The organism is Verrucomicrobiia bacterium (assembly GCA_036405135.1).
Taxonomy (GTDB): Bacteria; Verrucomicrobiota; Verrucomicrobiia; order Limisphaerales; family JAEYXS01; genus JAEYXS01.
This window is the reverse complement of record DASWYF010000016.1, coordinates 37,275-63,289: the sequence shown is the minus strand read 5'-3', so window position 1 is coordinate 63,289 and position 26,015 is coordinate 37,275. Positions and strand designations below refer to the sequence as shown.

24 protein-coding genes are annotated in these 26,015 nt (G+C 56.3%); 9 read left to right on the top strand and 15 right to left on the bottom strand.

The genetic code is table 11. The annotated features are described in order from the left end of the window. Positions 1-57 precede the first annotated feature (57 nt). Together ilvB and VGH19_07730 are read left to right on the top strand one after the other, a co-directional pair. Positions 58-1,869, top strand: coding sequence for a biosynthetic-type acetolactate synthase large subunit (gene ilvB / locus VGH19_07735; protein HEY1171239.1), 1,812 nt, complete (start codon positions 58-60; stop codon positions 1,867-1,869). 100 nt (positions 1,870-1,969) lie between these two features. Next, positions 1,970-3,034 carry a family 16 glycoside hydrolase gene (locus VGH19_07730; protein HEY1171238.1) on the top strand — a complete coding sequence of 355 codons (1,065 nt, stop codon included), beginning with the start codon at positions 1,970-1,972 and terminating at the stop codon, positions 3,032-3,034. A gap of 24 nt (positions 3,035-3,058) precedes the next feature. Here the strand turns inward: VGH19_07730 and VGH19_07725 are convergent, their stop codons facing one another. The 14 genes from VGH19_07725 to VGH19_07660 form a co-directional block, all read right to left on the bottom strand. Beyond that, positions 3,059-4,075 carry a DUF481 domain-containing protein gene (locus VGH19_07725; GenBank protein HEY1171237.1) on the bottom strand — a complete coding sequence of 339 codons (1,017 nt, stop codon included), beginning with the start codon at positions 4,073-4,075 and terminating at the stop codon, positions 3,059-3,061. Beyond that, positions 4,072-4,983 carry a hypothetical protein gene (locus tag VGH19_07720; protein ID HEY1171236.1) on the bottom strand — a complete coding sequence of 304 codons (912 nt, stop codon included), beginning with the start codon at positions 4,981-4,983 and terminating at the stop codon, positions 4,072-4,074. Before VGH19_07720 ends, VGH19_07725 begins: the two co-directional genes overlap by 4 nt. A 132-nt stretch (positions 4,984-5,115) precedes the next feature. Beyond that, positions 5,116-6,129, bottom strand: a complete 1,014-nt coding sequence (gene waaF / locus VGH19_07715) for a lipopolysaccharide heptosyltransferase II (GenBank protein HEY1171235.1) — start codon at positions 6,127-6,129, stop codon at positions 5,116-5,118. Positions 6,130-6,171: 42 nt separating this feature from the next. Further along, positions 6,172-6,894, bottom strand: a complete 723-nt coding sequence (locus VGH19_07710; protein ID HEY1171234.1) for a metallophosphoesterase family protein — start codon at positions 6,892-6,894, stop codon at positions 6,172-6,174. Between the two features lie 15 nt (positions 6,895-6,909). Further along, entirely contained in the window at positions 6,910-7,188 is a 279-nt protein-coding gene (locus tag VGH19_07705) for an acylphosphatase (protein HEY1171233.1), read from the bottom strand. 154 nt (positions 7,189-7,342) lie between these two features. Continuing rightward, on the bottom strand, positions 7,343-10,237 hold the full coding sequence (locus tag VGH19_07700) for a VWA domain-containing protein (protein ID HEY1171232.1): 2,895 nt from the start codon (positions 10,235-10,237) through the stop codon (positions 7,343-7,345). Positions 10,238-10,253: 16 nt separating this feature from the next. Next, a complete protein-coding gene (locus VGH19_07695; GenBank protein ID HEY1171231.1) occupies positions 10,254-12,089 on the bottom strand; it encodes a VWA domain-containing protein in 1,836 nt (611 codons plus the stop codon). Further along, positions 12,086-12,982, bottom strand: a complete 897-nt coding sequence (locus tag VGH19_07690; GenBank protein ID HEY1171230.1) for a DUF58 domain-containing protein — start codon at positions 12,980-12,982, stop codon at positions 12,086-12,088. The genes VGH19_07695 and VGH19_07690 overlap by 4 nt, the downstream gene beginning before the upstream one ends. Position 12,983: 1 nt before the next feature. Beyond that, the gene (locus VGH19_07685; GenBank protein HEY1171229.1) at positions 12,984-13,418 is read right to left on the bottom strand and encodes a hypothetical protein; all 435 of its coding nucleotides are present in this window, start codon (positions 13,416-13,418) and stop codon (positions 12,984-12,986) included. Between the two features lie 4 nt (positions 13,419-13,422). Next, complete coding sequence (locus tag VGH19_07680) at positions 13,423-13,851, bottom strand: hypothetical protein (GenBank protein ID HEY1171228.1); 429 nt, start codon at positions 13,849-13,851, stop codon at positions 13,423-13,425. 3 nt (positions 13,852-13,854) lie between these two features. Beyond that, complete coding sequence (locus VGH19_07675) at positions 13,855-14,274, bottom strand: hypothetical protein (protein ID HEY1171227.1); 420 nt, start codon at positions 14,272-14,274, stop codon at positions 13,855-13,857. Between the two features lie 6 nt (positions 14,275-14,280). Further along, positions 14,281-15,279, bottom strand: a complete 999-nt coding sequence (locus tag VGH19_07670; GenBank protein HEY1171226.1) for a MoxR family ATPase — start codon at positions 15,277-15,279, stop codon at positions 14,281-14,283. A 41-nt stretch (positions 15,280-15,320) separates the two neighbouring features. Continuing rightward, positions 15,321-17,246 (bottom strand): hypothetical protein, encoded by a 1,926-nt coding sequence (locus tag VGH19_07665; GenBank protein ID HEY1171225.1) that lies wholly within the window; start codon positions 17,244-17,246, stop codon positions 15,321-15,323. A 203-nt stretch (positions 17,247-17,449) separates the two neighbouring features. Next, positions 17,450-17,656: a hypothetical protein gene (locus VGH19_07660; protein HEY1171224.1), complete on the bottom strand. Its 207-nt coding sequence runs from the start codon at positions 17,654-17,656 to the stop codon at positions 17,450-17,452. On the opposite strand from VGH19_07660, the gene VGH19_07655 reads away from it, so the two are divergent. Then, positions 17,655-19,181 carry an SBBP repeat-containing protein gene (locus tag VGH19_07655; protein ID HEY1171223.1) on the top strand — a complete coding sequence of 509 codons (1,527 nt, stop codon included), beginning with the start codon at positions 17,655-17,657 and terminating at the stop codon, positions 19,179-19,181. The genes VGH19_07660 and VGH19_07655 overlap by 2 nt on opposite strands. A gap of 79 nt (positions 19,182-19,260) precedes the next feature. Here VGH19_07655 and VGH19_07650 read toward each other — a convergent pair whose 3' ends face one another. After that, positions 19,261-20,151 (bottom strand): hypothetical protein, encoded by an 891-nt coding sequence (locus VGH19_07650; protein HEY1171222.1) that lies wholly within the window; start codon positions 20,149-20,151, stop codon positions 19,261-19,263. 281 nt (positions 20,152-20,432) lie between these two features. On the opposite strand from VGH19_07650, the gene rph reads away from it, so the two are divergent. The 6 genes from rph (at position 20,433) to VGH19_07620 (ending at position 25,924) form a co-directional block, all read left to right on the top strand. Continuing rightward, on the top strand, positions 20,433-21,182 hold the full coding sequence (rph, locus tag VGH19_07645) for a ribonuclease PH (GenBank protein ID HEY1171221.1): 750 nt from the start codon (positions 20,433-20,435) through the stop codon (positions 21,180-21,182). Positions 21,183-21,318: 136 nt separating this feature from the next. After that, on the top strand, positions 21,319-21,999 hold the full coding sequence (locus VGH19_07640; GenBank protein ID HEY1171220.1) for a DUF559 domain-containing protein: 681 nt from the start codon (positions 21,319-21,321) through the stop codon (positions 21,997-21,999). Positions 22,000-22,122: 123 nt separating this feature from the next. Further along, positions 22,123-22,758, top strand: a complete 636-nt coding sequence (locus tag VGH19_07635; protein ID HEY1171219.1) for a histidine phosphatase family protein — start codon at positions 22,123-22,125, stop codon at positions 22,756-22,758. Continuing rightward, positions 22,740-23,663: a 50S ribosomal protein L11 methyltransferase gene (gene prmA, locus VGH19_07630; GenBank protein HEY1171218.1), complete on the top strand. Its 924-nt coding sequence runs from the start codon at positions 22,740-22,742 to the stop codon at positions 23,661-23,663. Before VGH19_07635 ends, prmA begins: the two co-directional genes overlap by 19 nt. A gap of 258 nt (positions 23,664-23,921) precedes the next feature. After that, on the top strand, positions 23,922-24,647 hold the full coding sequence (locus VGH19_07625) for a GIY-YIG nuclease family protein (GenBank protein HEY1171217.1): 726 nt from the start codon (positions 23,922-23,924) through the stop codon (positions 24,645-24,647). Positions 24,648-24,772: 125 nt separating this feature from the next. Further along, positions 24,773-25,924 carry a sorbosone dehydrogenase family protein gene (locus VGH19_07620; GenBank protein HEY1171216.1) on the top strand — a complete coding sequence of 384 codons (1,152 nt, stop codon included), beginning with the start codon at positions 24,773-24,775 and terminating at the stop codon, positions 25,922-25,924. Positions 25,925-26,015: the final 91 nt, after the last annotated feature.

Sequence of the window (26,015 nt, the reverse complement as noted above, 5' to 3'; positions counted from 1 at the left end):
AAGTCCACCGCCAAGGCGCAAACGCCAACCAAGCAACGCGCCGAAGTCGGCCCGTTGATGCTGGGTCGCGACATTTTTGTCGAAGCCCTCGAGCGCGCCGGTGTGGAAGCGATCTTCGCTTATCCGGGCGGCGCGAGCATGGAGATCCATCAATCGCTCACGAAGTCCAAGATCCGCACGATCCTCCCCCGCCATGAGCAGGGTGGCAGCTTCGCCGCGGAAGGTTACGCCCGCGCCACCGGCAAGGCCGGCGTGTGCATGGGCACCTCCGGCCCCGGCGCGACGAACCTCGTCACGGCCATCGCCGACGCTTACCTCGACTCCTGCCCGCTGGTGGCCATCACCGGCCAGGTGAATCAGAACATGATCGGTCGCGGTGCGTTCCAAGAGACGGACATCATCGGCGTGACCATGCCGGTGGTGAAACACAGCTACCTCGTCACGGACATCAACGACATCCCGCGCATCGTGGCGGAGGCGTTCTACATCGCCGAGAGCGGTCGTCCGGGCCCCGTGGTCATCGATTTCCCGAAGAACATCCAGCAAGCCAAGGCGCAACCGCGCTGGCCTTCACTCGAAGAAGTGAAGAAAGGCCTGCCGGGCTACACGCAGCCGGATAACAAGGCAGGCGAACTCGAACTGAACGAGATCATCGGCCTGATCGAGAAGGCTGAGCGTCCGGTGCTGTATTGCGGTGGTGGTATCATCACCTCCGGCGCAGCCGCGGAACTCCTGAAGTTCGCGGAAGCAGCGCAGATCCCGGTCACGACCACTTTGATGGGCGTGGGCGGTTTCCCGGAAACGCATCCCCTCTCCCTCCGTTGGTTGGGCATGCACGGTGCCGCTTATGCGAACTGGGCCGTGAGCGGTGAATTCAAGTATCGCGCGAACCCCACTGAGCCGATGGTGAAGCTCAAGGACGGCGCGGACCTGTTGCTCGCGTTCGGCGTGCGTTTCGATGACCGCGTGACGGGCAAGTTCGATGAGTTCTGCAAACACGGCACGATCGTCCACGTGGACATCGATCCTTCCGAGCATAACAAGAACAAGAAGGCTCACCTCGCGGTGGTCGGTGACTTGAAGGACACCCTCAAGCGCCTGAACGCGATGATCGCCAAGCGGCCCATCGCCAAGAAATTCCCCGCGTGGCACGCGCAGATCGCCGAGTGGAAGAAGAAGGGCGCACTGCATTACGAGGTGACCCCGGAGATCGCGAACAGTGATCATATCAAGGATCACCTGCGCGGTCACGAGAGCGAAGTCATCCTCCCGCAGATGGCCATCGAGATGCTCTATGAGCTGACGAAGGGCGAAGCGATCATCACCACGGGCGTCGGCCAGCACCAGATGTGGTCCGGCCAGTGGTACAAGTATAAGTTTCCGCGCCAGTTCATCACCAGCGCCGGTCTCGGCTCGATGGGTTATGGCTTCCCCGCCGCACTGGGAGCGAAAGTCGCCTGCCCGGACAAGCACGTTGTTGACATCGATGGCGACGGCTCGTTCCTGATGAACATCCAGGAGCTCGCCACGGCGAACGTCGAGAAGATCGCCGCCAAGGCCATCATCTTGAACAACCAGCACCTCGGCATGGTGGTGCAATGGGAAGACAACTTCTTCGGCGGCAACCGCGGCCACACGTATCTCGGCAACCCCGAGAACCGCGCGCAGGTCTATCCTGACTACGTGAAGGTCTGCACGAGCTTCAACATCCCGTGCGAACGCGTCATCCATCGCAAGGACTTGAAGGCCGCCATCCAGCGCATGTTGGATTCCAAGACGGCTTACGTCCTGGACGTCGTGACACCTTACACGGAACACGTGCTGCCGTTCATCCCGGCTGGCCGCACCGTGGCGGACATGCTCTACTAAGCAATCATTTCGAACCAAGGGGAGACGCGCTGCGTCTCCCCTTTTGTTTTTCCATCACAAAGCCTTGAGCGCCGTCACTTCTTTGTTAACCTCACGCACCATGTTACGCGGAATTTGCCTTTTGGCCGCCAGCCTGTTTCTGAGCCTCAACGCCGGAGCAGCGGAAGTTGTATTTGATTTCAGCAAGACGCCGACCGGCAAAACACCGGATGGGTTTAAATCGATGTTGATCGGCAGCGGTCCCGCTCCGACATGGCAGGTGATGATGGATGAAGCTCCATCGTCATTCGCTCCCCTCACATCGAAGGGAAATGCCACTACCAAGGCCGTCGTGCTGGCGCAAACCAGCACCGACCCCACCGATGAACGTTTTCCGATCTTCCTGCATGAAGGCGATGTCTTTGGTGATTTCACATTCACCACCAAATTCAAACTCGTCTCCGGAACCAAAGAACGCATGGCTGGCATCGTGTTCCGCGCACAGGACCAGCATAACTTTTATGTTCTGCGCGCCAGCGGCATCGGCAATACCTTCCGTTTCTACAAGGTCGTAAACGGCCTGCGTCAACCGCCCATCGGACCGGAAATCGAGATACCCACGGGTGTCTGGCAGGAGATGGCTGTCCAATGCGAGGCCAACAAGATCCGCTGCTTCCTGAACGGCAAGCAGGTGATCCCCGATCTTACAGACAATTCTTTCATCACCGGCAAGGTCGGTTTTTGGACCAAGTCTGATTCCGTCTCTCACTTCACCCAATCCAAGGTTGTTTACACCCCGCGTGAGATATACGCCCAAAAAATCATCAATGTATTGATGGAGCGTTTTCCGCGCACGCTTGCCGTCAAGATTTACGGACCAAAAGTGGGCAGCACGAACGTAGTATTGCTCGCCAGCAACAAGCCCGTGCTTGGTCCCGAACTGGAAGAAGACCGGACGGTGGCGATCAGAACCATTGATGCGAACACCCCCATGCTTTTCCACGGCAAAGACATCGTGAAAGTCACCATGCCCGTCCACGACCGTAATGGCGACCCGATGGTGGCCATCCGCATCGAACTCGACCCATTCATCGGCCAGACCGAGCAGACCTCTTTGAACCGGGCGATGGTTTATAAAAAGGAAGTCGAAGCGCGCGTTCGGAACTTAAAAGAGCTTTTCGAATGATCGCTTCCGTGAGGCCGCCGGGCATCAAAAACTGATGCCCACCCCAGACCGCACCTGAAGATCGTTCTTGGAAACGCCCGTAGTTGGATCACTATCGTAGATGTCTATGACTGTTACGTTCCAGGACACGTTGTTGAAAAGCGCGTAACTGACCCCCGCTTCCAGGCGGATACGGTAATCGGCGGGATCGTCGAAAGCCGGTTGTATCTCCGCCTTCTGTTCCAGCTTCACTTTGGGACTGATTCGCCAGAAAAAATCCTCTGCGACGCGCAGGCGCAAGTCGCTACGACGTGAGGCATTGCTGAAATTCTGCTGTTGGAAGGAGAAGCCGGCTTCCCCATTCAGCGTCATGTTCGTGCGCGTCAAGATATGACGACCCAAGCCGGGACCAAACTCATACTGATAGTCAATCTTTCTCACCTCATCATAACCGGCACCTCCCAAAGCATACACGAACCACTTTTTCTCCTGCCCCAGATCCATGTCCGTCTTGAGAGTCCCATCCATACGGTCGGCAGAGAGCACATTCCCGCTCTTGCCATAGGAATAACGCCAGTCAGCCGAATTATGCCACTCGGCACGTGTGTAAGTGACCTTGGCGCTGGCCGAATAAAGATAGCTGCTGACAGTACTTTGCCGCAGATCAGCGCCGAGCTGGATATTCGCCTTCCAAACACCGGCCGGTTTCGGGGGCGTTGCAGGTGGCACTGCCGCCACAGGCGCTGGGGCTGGAGCAGGTTTGGGCGGGTCGATGACAGCCGGGACCGGCAACACGGCCACCGGCTCGGCCCCTACACCCTGCTCTTCACGTTTCTCGATCTCCGTTTTGGGCACCACCAGACTGGGGTTCCACTTGGTCGCCATGTGCAAGGACGTTTCATCCTCCTTCAACACGGAACCCGTGATCCGATCACCATTCTTCAGCCGGATCACTTCCACCTTTGCGGGCGGAAGATTGGTTTGTGCAAATGCTGTGACCGTGACACACGCCAACAACAGTAAGGCCAGCAAAAATCGGGTCGGCGCGTGTATACAACTCATGGTGCTTGCGTCTGCTGTTGCTGCTGTTGTCGTTTTTTCTCTGCTTCCAGTTCATCTGCCAGCGGATCGATGTCCGATGCCACTCTCGTTCTCACTCCGCCGGATACTAAAACTTCGCCGGATGCAGTCGGCTGAAGCCCCGGCCGGATGCCATCTTGCTCATACCGTTGGCGCAGGATGATGCGACCGTCGTAATCTACCATGGAATAGGTGAAAAACGAACGGCCGGAACGGTGCAATACGTGCAACCGGTTGTTGCGGTCCGTCTGCTGCTCCGTCTTGTGCTCGATCACCATCTGTCCCAGATGATGCACTCCGTACACTTTGCTGTCATAGGCATCCGTCACTTTGATATAAAGCTGGCTCGCATCCATATGGCGCGTCTGGACGACCTGATACTTCCGCAGCTCAGATTCCACACCATTCGGTCCCGGCACACCGAACTCGCGCACCCATAGAGGGGTTCCGCTCACCACATCCACCATCAGCGGTTCGCTGGACTTCTCACCCCAGCGTCCGCACTTCACAGTCGCCGTGATCTTGTACCGTCCGGACTTCACGATCTCGAAATGCGGCACCAGATTCACCCGGCGCGTCGCCATCTCACCTGTGTTCACGGCGAAAGCAGGCACTGCCACTTCCGGCTCGCTTACCTGGCGCACGATGCTTTTGTTTGCCATCGGCTCCACGGAAAAACTGATCCAGTCCGCTTCCTGGCCAAGGATGAGTGCTTCTCCGGTGTAATTGTACACCCTCACCGATACTTGCATCGGTTCCTGCGTGAGGAACTGCTGCCGCTCGGTAAAAATCTGCACCTTCAACGCCTGCTGTGGCTGGAACTGCGCGTGCAAATCCCCGCCCACGACCATGCCCACTGCAACAAGAAGGCCCCAAACGAATGATTTCATGCTACACAATGTGGCGGGCCGTCCCACCACGTTCAAGTGGCAATATTCACTTTTCAACAAGCCGGACCTGAACCATCGCCACTCACCGGCACAAGAAGTGACGCCCCCCTTTGAAAGGCTATTCAGAAAAAATCAACCGAGGAAACCGGACGTGCGGGCCGCTGCCTGCTCAGGTGTGATACGGTGGAGGCAAGCCATCGTTTCCTCGAAATGACAGCGCCGTTGCATACAGGGCATGCACGGCAGGTTCGCACGCAAAACTTGATCGATCTGTCCGTAAGGTCCGGTGCGTTCAGGCGCTGTGGGGCCGAAGAATGCCACGACCGGCTTGCTCAATGCCGCGGCCACATGCATCGGTCCCGTGTCATTCGTCACCGTCACATCCGCCAGACGTATCCACTCCACCATCTCGCCCAGAGACGTGCAGCCCGTCAGATCCAGGACTCGTTCACGATCCACCGTGTGCAAGACGCGTCCACGCGTCATGTCTTCACGCCCACCGATCACCACGATCTTCACATCCCGGTGTTCATGCAAAAGTTTCTGGGACAGTTCTACGAACGAATTCAGCGGCCAGACTTTGTTATCCCAGCGCGCTCCCGGACATAACACCACCCACCGCGCTCCCTCCACTTTCCACTTTCGCCGCACCTCTGCCATCGTATCGGGCTTCTCAGCCATCCAGGTGAATGGAACCTCCGTTTTCAGTCCCACCGCCTTGGCCACCTCCAGATACCAGTCCACCGCATGCGATTCTGCGCCCGGTCTTTCCACGGCCAGATCATAAAGCGCGGAGCCTCCCTCCCGTTTGTCCAGGACTCCTGCCGTGAATGTTCCGCGGGCAAGCCATGAGAAAATCGCGCTTCGCATCAACCCTTGCAGGTCGATGACTAGATCATACCTCTCCTTCCGCGCTTGATTGACCGTATACCACAGACCTGTCTTGCACGTTGGCGACCACCAGCGACGACGGTTGAACGGGATCAGGCGAGCAATGTCCGGATCACCCTCCAGCAGTGGCAACAAATCCTTGCTGATCCACCAATGGATCTCACAACCGGGATGCTGCAACCTCAGAAGACGCGCCACCGGCAAGGCGTGGATGATGTCGCCAAGCGAGCTGGGCTTGAGGATGAGAACTTTCAATGGAACCGGGCGCGGCGGAACTGCCCGGCCACGCAATGGAGCTTACTTGCCCAAGGCAAGACGTTCGGCCAGACGCGGCGGCAGCCCCGCATCGATGATCTTGCGTTGCGTCGTCGGGATGTCGTAATCCAGCCGGCGCAATTCAATGGTCCCCTCGTTCATGTCGTAGATGACATAGGTGGCCTTCGCCACGCCGTCACGGGACTGGCCGATGCTGCCGACGTTCACGAAATACTTGCGACCCGGTTCCACCTTGAACTTGGAATAAGTTCCCCCGCGCACCACGGTATCACGGATGAACGCCACCGGCACATGGGTATGGCCGAAGAAGCAGACGCTCGTGTTCTGATAGGTGAAGCTCGCTGCAGCAGCCAGCTTGTCAAAAACGTAACCCCAACGTTGAGGCACATCGAGCGTCGCATGCACGATCGTAAAATTCGCAACCAGACGCAGATACTTCAGGTCCCGTAACCACTGGCGGTCTTCATCGGAGAGCTGCTGACGCGTCCATTCCACTGCTTCGGCAGCGTGGGCATTGAAGCCATCCAAAGCCGTGTCCGTGGAGCAATACTCATCATGATTGCCCTTCACGCAGGGCATACCCATGCCTCGGATGATATCCAGGCATTCCTTGGGATTGGCGTTGTAGCCCACCACGTCACCCAAACAGGCGTAATGCGTAGCCCCTTGGGCTTTGCAGTCTTCCAGAACGACCTGCAAGGCCTCCAGATTACCGTGTATGTCTGCCAATATCGCGTACTTCATCGCTCAAAATTGCTGCTACCGAATGATTTCAAAACCCCGGAATTCACCCGTGGCCGGTCCCCAAGCGGTGGCTTCATCTTTTATGAAACGTTCCAGTCCCGCTTCCCGGATCGCCTGGCGAAATTCTTCCAGCTCCGCTTTCGCCCCTTCCGCTACCAACTCCACCCGCCCATCACTAAGATTCTTCACAGTTCCGGTCACGTCAAAGCCCATTGCCACCTGTTTGGTGCTGAAGCGAAAGCCCACACCTTGCACTCTGCCCGTATACCAGATCGACAACCGGCTCCGCTCCATAACTTATTGGCTCGCAACCATAAACCAAATTACGATCCGCCCCAAATCAAGAGCGACGTTTTTAGCGGACCCCATGAAGCCATAACCCCTCCCGCCCGGCAACGATTTATTTTTCCCCCACCCAAAACGGCGTAAGCCATTTTTGCCTATACCTTTACCTCCGCTTCTGGGCGCGTTTCTTCGCCTCCAGCAACCGGCTCGTGGTCGTCGTGTCGTCCACCTTATCCGTTTTTGCTCCAGTTCCGACTTCAGACGCCCCCTCCCCTTCTACAACCGTCTTTGGCTCTTTCTTCGGAGCACGGATGATCACCGGTTCCTTGGGTTGGAACATGCCCGGATTTACCACCACTGGTTCAGCCGGTTTTTGTGTGGCCCGCACTTGATCGCGGCGGTTAAGCAAGGCCGCCAAAGATTCATCCGCCTCCTGCGGTCGATGCCCCTGCGGCTTCCAGAAGAAAATCCAACGCCGTAGCGTCGCTGTCGCCTTCATCCACTCTTCCTTATCCAGGTGGATACGCCGTAAACCCACATCAAATGGGAACAACAAGATCGCCGCCTTCAAAAGCCACTCCCACAGGTCCACCGGCTGGAATGTCTTCACCCGGTCATGCACAAAGGGATTGTCGCTGTTCAACTGCGGATTGATCACACGCCCTTCCCCCGCTTCCGCCAGCTGCTGCATGAGTCGTATATTCGTTTCGGTAGCCTCGAACTCCGGCGAATAGTTCACCGCCGTCCCCACCACCTGTCCCGCCATCACATTGCCATCCTTCATTTGTGAGAGCTGCGCCACATACGCACCCACTTCCTTCGTCGGGAACCTCACCTCGTAATGACCCGGCGCCGTCTGCTCCAAACGCACCCTTTGCCGGTCGCCTTTGGGACTCACCACCGTCGCTTCCAGATTCAGGAAGTTCTGGAAATCGCCCTTGTCATCCATCGCTTCCACCGTCAGGACGCCATCCCCCTTCTCCACCGTCATCTCAGCATTGAAATTCGCGCTCTCCAACTTGCGCAGGCTCCATTGCGCGACCTGCGACCAGAACTGGCGATACTTGCTCCAACCCATCCAGTTCTTTGCCCAACGTGGTTTGGCATCCGATGTGAACGCCACCGATCGGCCCAGACCGAAATTCCAATGCGCCAGCAGTGGATCGCCCGTTCCCGTCACCAAAGCCAGTTCCGCGCGGCTCTTCGGCTCCGTCGCCACATGTCCGAGCAATGTCGGGAACTCACCATTGCCAAAGCCGCGCACCACTTCGGTGCTTGCCACCATCCTCGGCTGGAACGGCTCTTCGCTGATGGCGGATTTCAAGATCACCGCCGTCTCCTTGATGAACACCTGCGGTATCTGCGTCGGATTCCGCACGTGATAGAACCGGCCTTTGCCCGCATTCGCGATGCTTTGCAGTAACGCCCCATCGATGTATTCACCAGCCGCGACGGTCGATACTGTCATCTTTTCCGCTGCCATCTTCTTCGTGATGCCCTCGAAATCTCCCGGTTGCGATTCACCATCCGTCAGCACGATCACGTGTTTCAGGGACGCTCTTGTTTCGTGCAACATTTCATATGCCCTCACCATCGGCGGATACATCGCCGTGCCGCCACCACTGACGATGCCTGAGATGCTGCGCTCGATCTTCGTGCGGTTCGATGCCTTCTGCATTTCTGCCACCACCACCGGCTGCCCATCAAATGCGATGACAGCCACATAATCCGAATCACCCAAAGCCCGCACTGCACCGATCGCTGCGGACTTCACCAATTCCAATTTCTCACCATCCATACTGCCGGATTTGTCGATGACCAGCACCAACGCACCCGGCGGCAAAACTTTCTTGCTGCTCAGCTCCACATCCACCGGCAGGATTGTCTCCAAAGGCGTGCCACGATACGCACCCGCCGCATACGTCTGATCACCACCCACGCAGACCAGGCCCACACCGAAATCGCGCACCGCGATCTCCAGCAGCTTTAACATGTCCATCGTCAGATCGCCGGAAGCGATGTTGCTGATGAAAATGGAATCGTAGCTCTGCATCTCGGCGAGCGTCTCCGGGAAACCTTCCACCGCCACATGCTTCACCGTGAGTTTGGAGGATCGCAACGCCTCCGCGAGGTTCGCATCCTGCGCCGGATCAGCGGATACCAGCAGCAATGTCGGATCGCCACGCACGCTCGCAAAAGACGTCGCCTTATTGTTCTGCGGGATCGTGTCACCCGGCACATCTACCTGGATCTGATAATTGTAAAAACCCGCTTCCTCCAGCTTCTGCGGGAACGCGAAGAGATTCTTCCCTTGTGTCAATTGCACCGGCTGTTCACCAAGCAATTGATCATTGCGGAACAGCCGCACTGAGGCCGCTTTCTCGCGATCCGAGTGCAGCAATATCTTCACCTCAAATGCCTGCCCCACCTTGAGCTTGGAAGGCAAAGTGAGTTTCTGTACGGATACATCGCCACCGCGTGAAAGGCTCAGCGGCACCACATCCACAGTGACACCCAATGGTTTTGCGGCGAGCACCGCAGCCATGGCATCACCGGAATTTTCGTTACCGTCTGACAGAACGACGAGCCGCCTTTGTCCATGCTCCGGCAAAGCGGCAGCGGCCAAGCGTATCGCCGCCCCCAGGTCCGTTCTCTCCGGCGAGATCACCGCCTGCACCTGCGGCAATTCCACCACTGGATTCGGCATCGTCTCAATGCTTGCTCCCGCACCGAACACGATCACACCGCCACGATCACTGAGCGTTTTACCCTTCGCGGTTTCATTGACGTATTTCAGCGCACGTTCCTGTTGTTCCGGCGAAACGCTTTGCGAACGGTCCAGTAGGAAGAATACGTTCAACCCTTCTTTCGGCTGCTTCCACTGGATGCCCGCGAGAGCCAGCACCAGACAGAGCAATATCATCAGTCGCAAGCTCGTCACCAGCCAGCGCCGCCAAGGGCTGAGCTGGGCATCCGACTTGATCGCGAGCCACAGCACCCACACTGCTCCGGGCACGAGAGCCCACAACCAGTAAGGCGTCGTGAATTGGATGTTCATCGGCTGACCTCCTGGCTCATACGGTCCTCCGATGATAGTACCACCACTCGAACAGCAGCACGCCCAGCGCGGCCATGACGAACCAGCGCCAATATTCGAGATTCGCCCGGATGGAATTCGTCGCCGTCACCGAGCCCGCCGCTCCCACTGGCACCTGACTGCGCGGCGTAATATCACTCTCCGCCGGGTCCATCAAATTCACGGTGAACGCCATCTCATTTGTTCCATGGTTCACCTTGTAGGAACCCACGCGGTACGTTTCACCCCAGATGAACTCCTTCGCCTGCTCGCCCAGCTTCACTTCTTTCTTATCCCCCTTGGGCAAAGTCACCGTCGCTGAATCCACCGTCGCAAACAACGGCTGACGGAACGCCGTGCCCGCTTGCAAAGTGAACTGGCTCGCATCTGTCTGCTGCGGGTTCAGCCAATCCATCGAGTTCGCCATGAATATGATGAACGAGTTACGCAACGGCCACTCGCTCTCCAAGGAATCAAATCCCACCCAGACCAGACGCTGACGGCCTTTTTCACCGGCGATGAGCAACGGCGTCTGCTGTGCTTCCACCAGCACCAAGCCCCACTTTGGCGCCTTAACTCCCAGCGTTTGATAAACGCGCACATTGTCAAACGTGACGAACCGCATCAGCGGATGATTCGCGTTCCAGTCCACCACCACCGGATTCTCCACCGTGCGCCAAGATTCGAACCAGTTCGTGTTCCCGATATTCCACGCCAGCGTGTTCACTTCGGGCTGCGTGACCGGCGTCACGCGGTCCAGCACCACGATGTCATAGCCTTTGCCACCTGCCGTCAGTTGCGAAGCCGTGCTGACCTCCACATTCGGGAGCACGCGTATGGCGCTTTCCATGAAACGATTGCCCACTGACACCAGCAAAACCTTCACCGGACGCGGCATCTTGCTGATGATGGACACTTCATTGTCCACTGCCAGATCGTCATCCGCTTTCAGTTTGAGTGTGTAAGTCCCGCTCTGCTTCTGCTCAGCCGCGAACACCGTGGAAGCTGCTTCACGCGCAGGCAGGTTCAACACCTTGCTGTCGATGAACTGTCCGTTGAACCGCAGTTCCGCGCTCACCGTTTGCGCATTCGTCGAAGCATTGAACACGCTCGCGAACACCACGCGCTGCGAGGGATCTTCCGGATGCGGCCGCACATCCATCGCCGTGATTCCCGCATTGTTCGCACGTTTGCCGAACTGGTGATAAACGACTGGCAACTTGATCGCTGTGAGATTCTCCGCTGCCGGTATCGCGCCATCGGAAAAGAAATGCACTTCCACATTCGAACGATTCTTGGACAGCGTTTGCGCCAGCTTGAACGCCTCTTCAACCCGCGTCGGCGTATCACCCGGCTGACATTCCTCTAACGCGCGCCGCAACGTCGTCTTCTCCGCCGTGGGTGATTGCCGCACCACCGTATTACCCGCGGACAGCACCACGATCATCTGATCCGTATCCTTCAAACCATCAACCAGCTTTAACGCTTCCTTGCGCGCCGCTTCAAAGCGCGTAGGCGATTCATCCCTTGCCTGCATGGAGGCCGAGCCATCAAGGATCACTACCACTAAGCCAGGCTCCTGCGTCGTCGCCGCAAAGTAAGGTCGCGCCAAAGCAAACACCGCCAGCGCGAGCAGCAACAGTTGCAAGAGCAACAACCAGTTGTTCCTCAGCTTCTGGAACGGTGCATTCGCCTGTGTTTCCGCGAGGAACTTCTGCCAGAGGATCGTGCTCGAGACGAGCCGCACCGTGCGACGCCGCTTGAGCATGTAAAACACGATGACCACCGGCAGCGTGGCCGCGAACAGGAACGCGAATGGAGCCAGAAAATTCATCCCCACACCTCCGCTTCGCGCAGTTGCTTGAGCAGCAATTGCTCCAATGAATCCGCCGAACTCGCCGTGAAGATGCTGATGCCCCGTCCCGCGCAATACTCCCGCAGCTTCTGCCGGAAGTTTTCCACCATCTGCTGATACTGCTCCAAGCGGTAACGCCCAAATGTCACTTCTGTCTGCGCCCCCGTCTCCGCATCGATCAATCGCAAGTCACCAAAGTTCGTCGGCGAGATCTCTTCCGGCGAAAGGATTTGCACTGCATTAACCTGAAAGCCGCGTCCGATCAAAGAAGTCAGCCCCGCTTCATACCCTTGCGGATCGAGAAAATCACTGAGCACCACGGCCACACCGGTTGTGCGTGCTTCCAACGCACCGCGACGCAATGCGCCATTAAAATCCGCCGTGCCCTTCGCCGTGAGGTGCGCGAGGTTGCGGAAGTATTGCAGACTGGATTTACGTCCGCGCACCGAGAGCAGCGATTGCCGATAAGCTGACTCCGCCGGATTGTCCGGGAACGTCCGCACACTCACGCGATCGAACCCGCACAAGGCCACGTAACCGATCGCTGCCGCCAGTTGCCGTGCGAAATGGAATTTGTTCGGTTCACCGAATGCCATCGATTCACTGCAATCCAAGAAGATCGTCACCGGCAGTTCGCGTTCTTCCTCGTAGAGTTTCAGGAAGAGCTTGTCCAGGCGGCCATAGAGATTCCAATCCAGATACCGCAAGTCATCGCCGGAGACGTAATTGCGATGGTCCGCGAACTCCACCGATTGACCGCGTGCCTTGCTGCGCCGCTCACCGCGCACCGTGCTCTTGGAACGCCGCCGCGCCAGCAACTGGAGCTGTTCCAGCCGGCGCAAAAGTTCAGCAGTGATGAGCGGTTGCGACATCTTAATTTCTATTGTGATCTGCGATAGTGCATGACACGTGTTGCCCGACCTTGCCAACCAAATAGGCTCCACCTTCAGGACATTTTGGCACGCCACCTTTCAAGTAAGCCGCAACCAGTTGAAGGTCCACATCTGCGCCTTGAACGATCTTACCCTCTTCAACCCAATGCTGTATGGCCATTTCGACCTGAACCCGTGTGGATGTACAATTGATGCGAGTGGTGGCTTTCGCTGACCGGGAAAAAACCGGCATCGTAAGTCCCGCCATCAGCACGCTCAAGATCACAAACCAAACCGATGCAAACACTCTCTGCTTCTTTACCAAAAGAAAACTCAGCAACCCCAGCCCAGCCACCAACATGAATACATTAAAAGTATTCACCATGATGACAGCCTGGATAAACTCATTTCCGAATGTGCTGAGCGTTTGTGACATGTTTCTAGTGTCCGTCAGGTTTATGGCCGGCAAGACTGCATACGGGCGCTTCGCCCACTTTGGTGATCGTGTAAGTTCCTCCCGCACCGCAAACCGGCATCGTTCCGGCTGGCAACTTGGCGGTCACTTCTTTGAGATCGATGTTATCGCCGGGTTTGGCTCCTTTGGCTTTGGCCACTTGCTCGACCGCCTGCGCTATCTCCTGCTGATTCTGCAAACAGGCCGCGCGATAAGCCCGTTCTCTCGCCCCGGCACTGCTCGGGAGATAGACGGCGATCATGATCAGCACGATCACCGCGGCAGCTATGCCCAGCTTGCGCCTTCCCCGCAAAAACAACACCACAGGGATGACACTCCACAACGCCCAAATCATGAGATCTCGCGACTGGACGAGCCCCAAGAAGACTTCGGCGATGATGGGTGAGTGTGACATGCGCTATGGTTTATAAGGTGGTATCTTGCTATCGTGTTCTGGCAGCGAACACTCTGGAGATTTCCCCACTACAGAAAAACTGTAAAAACCTCCTCGTGAGCAAACGGGCATGTGACCGCCTTTCAAATAAGCCACTGCAGCCACCACATCTATTTTATCCCCTGCCACTTTATTATTTTCCTTGCTCCATTGCTCTGCTGCCATCGTCAGTTGTTTTACATTTGCCAAGCAGGCATTGCGCTGAGCTTGTGGGCGGGCAGACCTCATACTAGGAGCCACTACAGCAAACAGAAATAGCGTCACTATTCCCAAAAGAATTCCAGACACGACTTTTTTGCGAACCAGCAGAATCACTGAGACTGACAACAGTCCTCCAAAGATCACCAGTGGTGGCACCCACCAATAATGTTCTGATATGCGCACAGCCCCTTAAGCCGCCACCGCCGCATCCTTCGGCACTTCCTTCAGGATTTGCGTGATGATGTGGTCCGTGGTGATGCCTTCCGCCTCCGCCTCGAAATTCAAGATCAGGCGATGCCGCAACGTCGGGTGGATCACTGCCGTGATGTCATCGAAGCTCACATTGAACCGCCCCATCGTCAGCGCCTTCACCTTCGCCGCGAGCAAGAGTGTTTGCGCGCCACGCGGACTGCTGCCGAACCTCAGATATTGGTTCGTGATCGCCGCTGCCGTGTCCGTCTTCGGATGCGTCGCCAGGATGAGTCGCACCGCGTAATCCTTCACATGCGTCGCCACCGGCACCTGCCGCACCAGTCCCTGCATCTCCATCAGCGTCGCACCATCAATGACTTTCTCGATGTGCGCCTTATAACCTTCCGTCGTGCGGTTCAGCACTTCGGTAAGGTCTTCCGCCGTAGGATAACCAACCAGCAGCTTGAAGAAAAAACGGTCTAACTGCGCTTCCGGCAGCGGATACGTTCCCTCTTGGTCGATCGGATTTTGCGTCGCCAGCACGAAGAACGGCTCGACGAGTTTTCGCACCGCGCCACCCGCCGTCACCTGCCGCTCTTGCATCGCTTCGAGCAAGGCCGACTGTGTTTTCGGCGTCGCGCGATTGATCTCATCCGCCAGCACCAGATGTGCGAAGATCGGTCCGCGTTGAAATTGAAATTCCTTCCGTCCATCAGGAGTTTCCACGACGAGGTTGGTGCCCAAGATATCCGCGGGCATCAGGTCCGGCGTGAACTGGATGCGGTTGAACGACAGCTCCAACACTTCGCTCAAGGTGCGCACCAAAAGTGTTTTGCCCAGGCCCGGCACACCTTCCAGCAGCAGATTGCCTCCGCCCAAAAGTGCCGTCAGCGTTCCCTCCACGATCGCATCGTGTCCCACGATGACTTTACCGATCTCCGCTTTCATCCGGTCAAACTTGTCCCGGAACGACGCGATTTGCTCCTCAGTACTCATGTGTTCCTCCCCTTTTAAAATGTTTCCCCGTTTACCCTCACTCACTGCTTCTTTTTGAAATCATCAAAGTAATCCCGCACCGCATTGCGATAAGCCCGCGGCACCTTGTCCTGCGCCAGCGCGCTCTCCGCCTCAGACTGCGCCGTCGCAGCCACTTCCTCAAACGCCACCGTGCTCTGGCCTCTGATACTCACGCCCTTCAGCGTGATGCTCGGCATCGGCCCGCCCGGCGTGATCTGCCCTTTCACCTTCGTGGTCAGCAACGGATCCGTCGGCTCCTTCACATCCGCCTCGGACCAGGTTCCGTCCACCGCTGTGCCAGCCTTCAAACCGCCCTTGCCACCACTCTTGTAAAACTCATGGTAAAACCACGCCGACATCTCATTGCCCTTGCAATTACCACCAAAGCCCGGGCGGTTCCGCATCCCCCAGCCCATACCATCGCATTTTCCATTACCCACGCATTGCTGCGCCTGCTGCAGATTCTCCAGCGCCGCCATGAGTGATTCCAGATCACCCATCTGCTCCTGCATCTTCTGCAATTCTTTGATCGCTTCCGTCAATTCCTTCACGGCATCAGACTTGTTGCCCGCCTGCGCCTGTGCCACGGCTTCACCCAGATGCTCGCTCGCCTTGCCGTAACCTTCCGCCGGCTCCTGCGCCTTCCGCAGTTCCTGCAACATCTTCTTCATGTCCTCCGCAGACGCCTGGCCAGATTGCAGCTTCTGGATCATCTGTTGCAACGAACTCTGCGCCTGCGCCACCTGTCCCCGCTCCAGTTGCTCGGCGAGATCTTTGCCCATCTCCTCCTTCTGCATCTGGAGATTCTCCAGCGCCTTCGCCAGCTCCTTCATCTTCTCCATGTCTTGGAAAGCCGCGTTCAATTCCTTCAAGACCTGATCCGTCTTGCCCGCCTTCAAAGCGTTCATTGCCTCTTCCAGCTTCTTGGAATCCAACCCAGCAGCCTCCGCCTGTTTCATCAGGCTGGAAAGCGCTTGTGACATCGCCTGCTTGGAAGCCTCCGCCTCATTGCCGCTCTGGTTCTTCATCTCCGCAGCCGCCGCCTGCATCTTCTCCAATTGCGCCTGCAATTCGCTCAATTCCTTGGTGCTCGGCGGTTCCTGTCCCAGCTTGTCTTTCAGATCATCGATCTGCTTCTGAAGCTGCTCGGGCGTCGCTGCCTGATCCTGCCCTGACGTCCGTGCAGCTTGCTGCATCCGTTGCAAACCCTGGTTCTTCATCAGGTCACGTGTCTCCTCCTTCACCTTGTCCGTGACCTTCGCGATGTTCTTGAGCGCCTCATCCCGCGTCAGCTTCGCTTTCTGCAGTTGCTGCCCCAACTCCGCCGTCTCCTCAAGCGCCTTCTTCACGCTCTCCAAGGCTGGCGGCCGGTTCGTCATCTGTTTCTTGGTGAGCGTTGTCACCCGCTCGCCCACCTCTTTCATTACCGCCTCATTCTGCTTCTTCTGTCGATACTCCACCGTCCGGTATTCCGGCACAAAACCCACCCCTGCGGTGATGACCAGCAGTATGAAACTCCACTTCGCCGCCTTCGGCAGGCTGAACGGCATCATCTTGGCCACATCCAAGCTCCCCGCATGCGTCGCCGCATCCGTCATCAGCAAGCGCTGCCACTCTCCATCCTTCTTGCTGTCAGCCACTTCCAGAGCCGTGCTCAAGCGCTCCTTGAGCTGCTTTTCCTGATCCAGCCAGCGCGCCGCCTCATTTAACGTGACGGCTTTGGAAAACTCCTTCAAGAAACCCGCGATGGGCGCGATCCAGCCCGCAAAGAAAATGCCGAATAACACCGGCTCCGGCATCGGCAAAGCTTTATAAAGGATGAGTCCTAGCAGCCAAACCCCTCCGGCGATCAAAAACCCCTTCCAGAACCCCCGCCATCCCCGCTGCCAGCGCCGCCGACGCGCAGTTACCGCCAGCGTCTCTTTGATTACGTGGAATTCACTCATGGCTTGACCTTTACAGTGAAGCAGGTCCCCGGCATTTGCCAGTGCAAAATAGCCTGCATTTTCTAACTCCTTTTGCGGACTTCAACCCTTGCCGCCAAGCAAAGCTGCCCGCCATCTGCTACCTTGGACGGCACCCGCCTTCAATCCGTTCAAACGGACTGAACCATCCAACTGACCTTACTGCTTGTTTAAACACCCCCACCCTAAAAAAGTTTTCCCATCCGCTGCATCCCTCTTTCCATTGAAACAGTGTTTACCCGCAATAAAGGAAACCTATGAAAAGAACATTGTCCGGCCTGGATAAAAATGCCAATTTCCATAGCAATGGATGTCCTCAATTCAAGAGCATGGAGGTTTGTTGCCTGCTTGATATGCTGGGCAGGGTTTGCCTGTTTGACTTCAGCCGCCATGCCTCCGGAAATCAAGATGTTGCAAGGATTCGGAGGCACAGTGAATTGCTCCAGCCCGTTGATCGCCACGGATTCCTTCGGGAATGTCTATCTGGCATACTCCTTTTCTGGAGATGGCACCGTAACGGTCGGGGCGGAGACATTCCCCTCAACCGCCAGCACAAGCTCCATCGTCCTGAAGCTGGATATCTCAGGCAATCTGCTTTGGACCCAGCACCTTGGTCCCCTCGCCTTATGTCACCAACTGGCGTTTGATGACAGCGACAACCTCCTCGTGACGGGCTATGCCAACGATGGCGCCAATATTTTTGGCCACAGCGTCTCTAATGGCTCACCTCTAAGCCTCTTCTTGACCAAGGTCTCCCCCGCAGGCACTCGCATCTGGTCAAAAAGAGTGGGCTCAACCTCTGGTGCCCGAGGCTATTCTCTCTCGCTTGATACGGAACAAAACATCTATGTTACCGGCACTTACCAAGGCACCTTGTCCATCAGCACGGTTGAAGGCACCGTATCGCTCAACAGCGGCGCGGAAGCGGATACGATTTTGCTGAAATACGATGCGGATGGAACATTGCTTTGGCTGAAAGAGATCGCCACCGGTTCTTCGCAACCGGTCCGCATGGTGACAGACTCCGCTGGCGACTGTTTCATCGCTGGCACCTTCACCGGAAACACCGTATTTGGATCAACCAATCTAAGCATCACAGCGTTCACAGGAAGTTTTCTCGCGCAAACAGATGGCACCGGGAATGTGAAGTCCGTCTATCAAATCAGCGGAACAAACAATGTGACGACTTTCGATCTGGTCCAGTTTCACACACCTCGCGGGATCCAATTGATATGGGGAGTGAACGCCCTCGGCACCGCAACTTTCGGCAGTGAGACGAGCGTGGGGAACGGCCCTAATTCCCCCGTCATTTTCAGTATCTCTGAAGTGCGAGAGACAATTGAATGGGCGGTGGTCAATCGTCCCCAATCCTCATCAACAGTCTTCGGCTCCCGGTTATTTGCCGCAAATGGAGAAATCCTCCTGGCAGGACAGATGCAGGGCACCACCACCTTTGGAGCCACGAATGTCACCAGCATAGGTGCCGGGGATGCCTATTTGGCTTCCATCAATTCTGTCGATGCTTGGCGATGGGTGATTCAAGGCGGAAGCGCAACCGGAGATTCCGGCACCAGCATTGTGGTGGATCAAAACGGCGCAGCCTATCTTGCAGGCACGGCACGTTCCGGTTTTTCCATCGCTGATTCCTCACTTGGCTCATTCACCCAGCAACGGGTATTTCTGGCCAAATTCCTATATCGAGATCCGCCCCGGTTGGAAATCCAACTGTCAGACGGCTTTATCCGTGTACAATGGCCTGCCATATATACAGGATTCACTCTCCACGATGAAGAATTACCAAATTTCAGGTTCTTGTTCCCTGTGTCAACGACTCCCACGTTGGAGGGCACGAACAACGTAGTGACACTACCATTGCAGGGCTCCTCAAAACTGTTTCGTCTCAAGCAAGATGACTAGAACACTGCGGCCCAAACTGCCTTTTCTGTCTCCTTGTCCTCCGTCACACCGGGGTTTGCCGCCAATCAGCCGCCCTCATTCACTCATACCTGAACTTCTTCTCCCCCTTGAGCGTGCGTTCCAGATGCAGCGCCATGGTTTTCCCTCCGGGATCGGCTCCCTCGGCTTTCACACTCATCAAGTGATCCAATGTCGCCGTCAATCGCCCGCTCCCATCCACCGGGAACAGACCGGAACTTTTTACGCTCGCTTTCGCCTGCTTCACCTTCATCCATGTCGGCATCGGAGGTCTGAAATTTTGCATCTCGATGTTGCTTGATATCTTCAGGCACTTCTTCCCCTCCATCGTCACTACTTCTTCAAGTTTGCTGACGCTGCCTTTGGCATCCTCAGGTTTCAGTTCCATGCCATTCTTGCCCAACGTCTGGATCAACACCTCCAGATTCATCGGCCAGCTATCACCGGCCTTCTTGCGCTCAGCAGTGCCAAACAGGACATCATCTGGCGGATCATTCTCGCTATTCAGAGTGATGACCTCGCGCAACGCCTTGACGACTGCTGGTTCGGCCTCTTTGCCACCCATTTCAAAAACCTTTTTCCCCTCTTTGACCGCTACCGTCAGTCTCGAACCCGAAGGCAGCAACTCGCTGGAATTGCCCGCCTGTGTGACGGTCAGTTTCTGCACTTGGACGGAAAGATTTGTTGGCGTCCCTTTGGCATCCACCTCCTGCACCTCCACCTTCCCCTCGAACCTCCATGACTCCTCACTGGTTTCATTGCGCATCTGTTGCCCGTCCACGGTGATCACATTTTTAGACACTTCGTTCAGCTTGGCCTCCAGGCCATATTTGCTGCCCACCTTCACCGGCGGAGACAACCGGATCGCATAATCCTCCGCCGCCTGCACTCCTTGCAATGACAGAAACAAGAGCAGAGAACCCGCCACCAACCTGGGTATGGACATCTTCATCCCGCCTCCTTAAACCTTATCCTCACCTAACGCAACGCCATTCGCCTGATTCCCCCTCTTCTCTCCCTTCGCGTCCTTCTCTAAACCTCTCCATTCTCTCCGTCCGCCTCCTGTTCAATTTCCCCGTAGCCGAGTTCGGGAGGCGGAACTGACCAAGTTCGATGTTCGATGTTCCTCTTACATTGGCCCACCGGTGCAACCGGTTTCATGATGGCCTGTCGGTGCAATCGACTCCATCTGTGGTTGAATTTCCCCCTCTCCTCCCTAATCTCCTCCCCACTATGTCGGAAACGTCAAATATTTCGTCCACGACCCGTTTCGATGGACGCCACGCAGCTCAACTGCGTCCCCTGCGCTTTCAAAACCACATCGCGCCCCATGCCACCGGCTCCACGCTCATCGAATGGGGCAACACCCGCGTCATCTGCGGCGTGACCGTGGAGGAAAAAGTCCCGCGCTGGATGAAGGAACAAAACGTCACCGGCGGCTGGATCACCGCGGAGTATTCCATGCTCCCCTATTCCACGCTCGACCGCAAAGCCCGTGACATCTCCAAGGGCAAGCTCGATGGCCGCTCCCAGGAGATCCAACGCCTCATCGGCCGTTCCCTCCGCAGCATCATCGACCTCGAAAAACTCGGCGCCCGCACCATCTGGATCGATTGCGATGTGCTCCAAGCCGATGGCGGCACCCGCACCGCCGCCATCACCGGCACCTTCGTAGCCCTCTCCTTCGCCATCCGCAAACTCATCGCTGATGGCAAGCTCACCGAGAACCCGCTGAAAGAACCCGTCGCCGCCGTCAGCATCGGCATCCTGAACGGCAACCCACTCCTCGACCTCTGCTACGTCGAAGACGCCGCCGCCGAAGTGGACTTGAATCTGGTAATGACCGCCGGTGGCAAATTCGTCGAAGTCCAAGGCTCCGGCGAAGAATCCACCTTCAGCGAAGAACAGCTCCAAGCCATGCTCAAACTAGGCCGCCAAGGCATCCAGCAACTCGTAAAAGCCCAAGAAGCCGCCCTTGCCTAACAACCATTCGTATTAAAAACGCCTGCGGCCATCCTCCTTCTCCCCTCGGAGGGGAGAAGGATTGAGGATGAGGGGTGCCAGTAATCAAACGCTGAATAAACTCAAATACATCCAATTAAGATTAAGCGTCTCCCCCATGCCCGAAAATCCGAAAGCGTTCTTTAAAAAGGCCACTACAACAGGGGCACGGGCACCCCTCACCCCAACCCTCTCCCCTCCGAGGGGAGAGGGTGAAGAACCGCTTGCCATTCGAACCTCACGTCCCATATCGCAAGCGCCCCTTAAAACCGCAACGCCGCTATCTTCCTTCTCCCCTAGTGGGAAGCCGACCTTCGGCAGGGGAGAAGGATTGAGGATGAGGGGTGCCCCCGGTTCCCAGACGAACACAAAAGGCAGAGTTAAAACCAGTTACCGCACGCGAACAGATAAAGCCAAAAACACTGCCCGCCATCTCCGTAAAAAATCAACCGAGACAGAAAAACGTCTCTGGCGTTTGTTGCGTGACCGGCGTTTCAACGAGTTCAAGTTTCGCCGCCAATACCAATGCGGCCCTTACTTTTTAGACTTCTACTGTCCCGACGCACATCTTGCCATTGAACTGGACGGTAGCGGGCATGGCTATCCCGGCCAACAAAGCAACGACTCGCTACGTGATAACCTTCTTAACGCTGAAGGCATCAAAGTCTTACGTTTCTGGAACAATCAATTAAGTGGTGAACTGGAATCCATCCGCACAACCATTTGGTATGAATTGATGGAACGCACCGGCCGCACCAAAGACATCACCAACTACCTCCGCATCCCCAAAAAATCATGAGCGCGCACAAATTCACAACGCGGCCTCGATCGACAACGCGCCCAATCCTCCTTCTCCCCTCGGAGGGGAGAAGGACCGAGGATGAGGGGTGCCCCCTTTTCTCTAATTTCATTTAGCACCTCCATGAGCAGCACCACCCCATCCACCCGCCTCTACCTCATCCGTCACGGCGAGGTCGAAACCAAATACCATAAAGTCTTTGGTGGCAGCCGCATCGACATGAAACTCTCGGATGACGGCCATCTCCAGGCCAAAGCCATGGCCGAGTATCTGCACACGGAGCGCATCGACGCCATCTATTGCAGCCCCATGAGCCGCGCGCGTCAGACCCTCGCTCCGCTACTGGAAAAGATTCCCCATCACGAACCACGCTTCCTTGATGGCCTGCGCGAAGTGGACTTCGGCGCGTGGACCGGCCTCACCTGGAACGATGTGCAGGAAAAGTTCGGCATCAGCGCGTTCGATTGGCTGGACCAGCTCCACGCCGCCGCCATTCCCGATGCCGAATCCGCCATGCAATTCCGCCTGCGCGTCGAGCCTTGTCTGCAAAAAATTATCGAGGCACATAAAGGCCAGCACGTCGCCATCGTCTGTCACGGCGGCGTCATCCGCATGTTGCTCTCTGTGCTGCTGGATATTCCCCTCACCTCTCTGGGCCGTGTGCAGATCGAATACGCCGGGGTCTCCGTCGTGAACCTGCACGCTCACAAAACCGAACTCCAACTCCTCAACTTCACCCCATGGCGCGACCGTCGTTAAAATCCAAGCAGCTCCGCAAAGTCTCCATCGAGATCCATGCGGAGACCGAAGAAGCCGTGCAGGAACTCCTGCAACTGCGCTTCCGCAACACGCCCTCGATCTACAGTGATTTCGAGACCGGCCAGACCATCGCCATCGTCTATCTCGATGCCGATGAAGTCTGGGATGAAATGGTGGAACTGGAGATCCGCGCCGAATTGGAGCGCATCCAAGAATGCGGTCTGAACATCGGCCCGTGTATCTTCAAGATCGAGTGGATCAAACGCGAAGACTGGGCCAACTCTTGGAAGCGTCACTTCAAGCCCATGAGCATCGGTGGCAAACTGCTCATCCGCCCCGGCTGGATCAAGCGCAAGGCGAAGAAGGGCCAAGCCCTCGTCGTCCTCGATCCCGGCCTGAGCTTCGGTACTGGCCAACACGCCACCACCAGCTTCTGCCTGCACCAGCTTGTGAAGGCTCGTAAGAAAGGCACGAAACAATCCTTCCTCGATATGGGCACCGGCTCCGGCATCCTCGCCATCGCCGCCGCCAAGCTCGGCTACAAACCCGTCGATGCCTTCGATTACGACCCCGAAGCCGTCCGCGTGGCGAAAGAAAACGCCGCAAAGAACAAAGTCGCCGATAAACTAAAACTCAAACAGGCCGACCTCACCAAGCTCCCCGCGAAATCCCGCGACCGCTACGACATCGTCTGCGCGAACCTGATCTACGACCTCCTCATCGCCGAGTCCGCCAAGATCAGCGCCCGCGTGCAACCCGACGGCCTCCTAGTCCTCGCCGGCATCCTCGAAACCCAATTCGCGTTAGTCGAAGAAACCTTCGCCCAATACGGTTGGAAACTCGTGAGCAGCAAAGTAGAAAAAGAATGGCGTTCGGGAAGCTTTAGGCGCGCTAAAGCCAAGTAACTCCTTTCACGTTAGCGAAAGAAGATTCATAACGGCGGCTTTCAAGCCGCCGTTGTTCCCCCTCGCGTTAGCGAGGAAAGATTCATAGCCACGGGCTTTCAGCCCGTGGTAAGCCTCCCAAGCCCCAGCGTCGCGTAGCGACGCAAGCCCGCTCCATTTACTTCGGAAATCAGTCACTCACGTGAACAAATCTTTTTCCAGTTGCAGTATTTCTTAGCAATCGCGAAAACTATTTCGTCTGTTCACAAAAATTGCTGCATGGATAAACAGTACATCTTGGAGGCAATCAGGCGAACTGCCAAAACTAATGGTGGAAAACCATTGGGGCGTAGTAAATTTTCCACGGAAACCGGAATTAAGGAATCCGATTGGAGTGGTGTTTACTGGATTAGATGGGGCGATGCTTTAATAGAAGCCGGTTTCACTCCTAACCAAATGAGTGAAGCCCCGGCAGATGAGTGGCTCATTAGCAAACTAATCACCTTCACGAGAGAGCTGAAACGATTCCCGCTTAGCGCAGAACTTAGAATGAAAGCTCGTAACGACCCTGATTTTCCAGGTCACACAGCTTTTCAAAAACGTTTTGGTTCTAAAAACCAAGTGGTTTCCAAAGTAATGGAGTTTTGCAGTAACAAAAAGGGATACGAAGATATCTTGCTGCTCTGTGAATCCACGACCGCGAGAAATGAGTCTCCTCAGGAAAAAGCAGATCGAGGAATTGAACCACCGGATGGTTTTGTCTACCTACTCAAATCAGGACGCTATCATAAAATCGGTCGTAGTAATTCCACCGGCAGACGGGAATACGAATTAGCCATCCAGCTTCCAGAAAAAGCCGTAATTGTACACGAGATCCGAACTGACGACCCGATAGGCATAGAAGCCTACTGGCACAAACGGTTTGAGCTAAAACGGAAGAATGGCGAATGGTTTGAACTCAACGCAGCCGAAGTGAAGGCGTTCAAACGCCGTAAGTTCATGTGACTGTCTGTTCGGTAGCTTGAAAATCACCGCAATAGGTCATTAGCATCTGTCCCTCGTAAATCGTAAATCCAAAATCGTAAATCCCCCTCCTTGGCACACCCCTAGCTGAATCGTCTTCACGACCTATGAAGACCTTTCGTTCACTCGTCGCTGTGGTGCTGGCCTTTACGTTCATTCTCTCCATCGGCGCTTGCGGCATGCAGGGCCGCATGGCAGGCAAAATGCCCGTTCGCGCCACCGACGATAAGATAAATAGCATCAAACTCCCGCCCGGCTTCCAGCTCACTGTTTACGCCGATAAACTCGATAACGCCCGTTCCATAGCCCTCAGCCCCGGCGGCATCCTCTACGTCGGCACTCGCAAGGACGACAAGGTTTATGCCGTCATCGATGCCGATAAAAACGGCGCTGCGGAAAAACATTTCACCGTCATTGAAAAATTGAAAATGCCCAACGGCGTGGCCCTCCGCGATGGCGCCCTCTACGTCGCCGAACTGAACCGCATACTGAAATTTCCTGACATCGACCAGACCTACGACAAATCACCCACGCCCCAGATCATCAGCACCAACTTCCCCAGCGATGAACATCACGGCTGGAAATTCATTCGCTTCGGCCCCGATGGCAAACTCTACGTCCCCGTGGGCGCACCTTGCAACGTCTGCCTCAGCACGAACCCCATGCACGCCGCCATCACGCGCTTGAATCCCGATGGTTCGGAACACGAAGTCTTCGCGCACGGCATCCGCAACACCGTAGGCTTCGACTGGCATCCGCAGACCAAAGTCCTCTGGTTCACCGAAAACGGCCGCGACGAAATGGGCGATGAGATCCCGCACGATGAACTGAATCATGCGCCCGAAAAAGATCTCCACTTCGGTTTTCCCTACATCCACGCAAAAGGCATTCCCGATCCCGAATTCAAAGCCCCGACCGATAAAAAATTCCAGGAACCCGATCTCCTCCTCGCCCCGCACACTGCGGCCCTCGGCATGCGCTTCTATACCGGCACAATGTTTCCTGAGAAATATCGCGGCGGCGTCTTCATCGCCGAACACGGCTCCTGGAATCGCAAAACACCCATCGGCTACCGCGTGATGTTTGTGAAGTTCGAGAATGACAAACCCATCTCCTACGAAGTCTTCGCCGAAGGCTGGCTCGATGGTTCCTTCGCCTGGGGCCGCCCCGTGGATGTCGAAATCATGCCCGACGGCTCCCTCCTCGTCTCCGACGACAAAGCCGGAAAAATCTACCGCATCACCTACAAGGCTCCGTAAGTTGTTCCGCAATTGCCAAGCGTAACCAAAAACAAGATGCGTGCTCAAATGTTCTCCCTCTCCTCTCAATGAGGAGAGGGCCGGGGTGAGG

What these genes read in the sequence shown, in the direction of transcription:
- ilvB (HEY1171239.1), top strand. Translation starts at nt 58, where the DNA reads ATGCTGGGTCGCGACATTTTTGTCGAAGCCCTCGAGCGCGCCGGTGTG.
- VGH19_07730 (HEY1171238.1), top strand. Translation starts at nt 1,970, where the DNA reads ATGTTACGCGGAATTTGCCTTTTGGCCGCCAGCCTGTTTCTGAGCCTC.
- VGH19_07725 (HEY1171237.1), bottom strand. Translation starts at nt 4,075, where the DNA reads ATGAGTTGTATACACGCGCCGACCCGATTTTTGCTGGCCTTACTGTTG.
- VGH19_07720 (HEY1171236.1), bottom strand. Translation starts at nt 4,983, where the DNA reads ATGAAATCATTCGTTTGGGGCCTTCTTGTTGCAGTGGGCATGGTCGTG.
- VGH19_07710 (HEY1171234.1), bottom strand. Translation starts at nt 6,894, where the DNA reads ATGAAGTACGCGATATTGGCAGACATACACGGTAATCTGGAGGCCTTG.
- VGH19_07705 (HEY1171233.1), bottom strand. Translation starts at nt 7,188, where the DNA reads ATGGAGCGGAGCCGGTTGTCGATCTGGTATACGGGCAGAGTGCAAGGT.
- VGH19_07700 (HEY1171232.1), bottom strand. Translation starts at nt 10,237, where the DNA reads ATGAACATCCAATTCACGACGCCTTACTGGTTGTGGGCTCTCGTGCCC.
- VGH19_07695 (HEY1171231.1), bottom strand. Translation starts at nt 12,089, where the DNA reads ATGAATTTTCTGGCTCCATTCGCGTTCCTGTTCGCGGCCACGCTGCCG.
- VGH19_07690 (HEY1171230.1), bottom strand. Translation starts at nt 12,982, where the DNA reads ATGTCGCAACCGCTCATCACTGCTGAACTTTTGCGCCGGCTGGAACAG.
- VGH19_07685 (HEY1171229.1), bottom strand. Translation starts at nt 13,418, where the DNA reads ATGTCACAAACGCTCAGCACATTCGGAAATGAGTTTATCCAGGCTGTC.
- VGH19_07680 (HEY1171228.1), bottom strand. Translation starts at nt 13,851, where the DNA reads ATGTCACACTCACCCATCATCGCCGAAGTCTTCTTGGGGCTCGTCCAG.
- VGH19_07670 (HEY1171226.1), bottom strand. Translation starts at nt 15,279, where the DNA reads ATGAGTACTGAGGAGCAAATCGCGTCGTTCCGGGACAAGTTTGACCGG.
- VGH19_07665 (HEY1171225.1), bottom strand. Translation starts at nt 17,246, where the DNA reads ATGAGTGAATTCCACGTAATCAAAGAGACGCTGGCGGTAACTGCGCGT.
- VGH19_07655 (HEY1171223.1), top strand. Translation starts at nt 17,655, where the DNA reads ATGCCTCCGGAAATCAAGATGTTGCAAGGATTCGGAGGCACAGTGAAT.
- VGH19_07660 (HEY1171224.1), bottom strand. Translation starts at nt 17,656, where the DNA reads ATGGCGGCTGAAGTCAAACAGGCAAACCCTGCCCAGCATATCAAGCAG.
- VGH19_07650 (HEY1171222.1), bottom strand. Translation starts at nt 20,151, where the DNA reads ATGAAGATGTCCATACCCAGGTTGGTGGCGGGTTCTCTGCTCTTGTTT.
- rph (HEY1171221.1), top strand. Translation starts at nt 20,433, where the DNA reads ATGTCGGAAACGTCAAATATTTCGTCCACGACCCGTTTCGATGGACGC.
- VGH19_07640 (HEY1171220.1), top strand. Translation starts at nt 21,319, where the DNA reads ATGCCCGAAAATCCGAAAGCGTTCTTTAAAAAGGCCACTACAACAGGG.
- VGH19_07635 (HEY1171219.1), top strand. Translation starts at nt 22,123, where the DNA reads ATGAGCAGCACCACCCCATCCACCCGCCTCTACCTCATCCGTCACGGC.
- prmA (HEY1171218.1), top strand. Translation starts at nt 22,740, where the DNA reads ATGGCGCGACCGTCGTTAAAATCCAAGCAGCTCCGCAAAGTCTCCATC.
- VGH19_07625 (HEY1171217.1), top strand. Translation starts at nt 23,922, where the DNA reads ATGGATAAACAGTACATCTTGGAGGCAATCAGGCGAACTGCCAAAACT.
- VGH19_07620 (HEY1171216.1), top strand. Translation starts at nt 24,773, where the DNA reads ATGAAGACCTTTCGTTCACTCGTCGCTGTGGTGCTGGCCTTTACGTTC.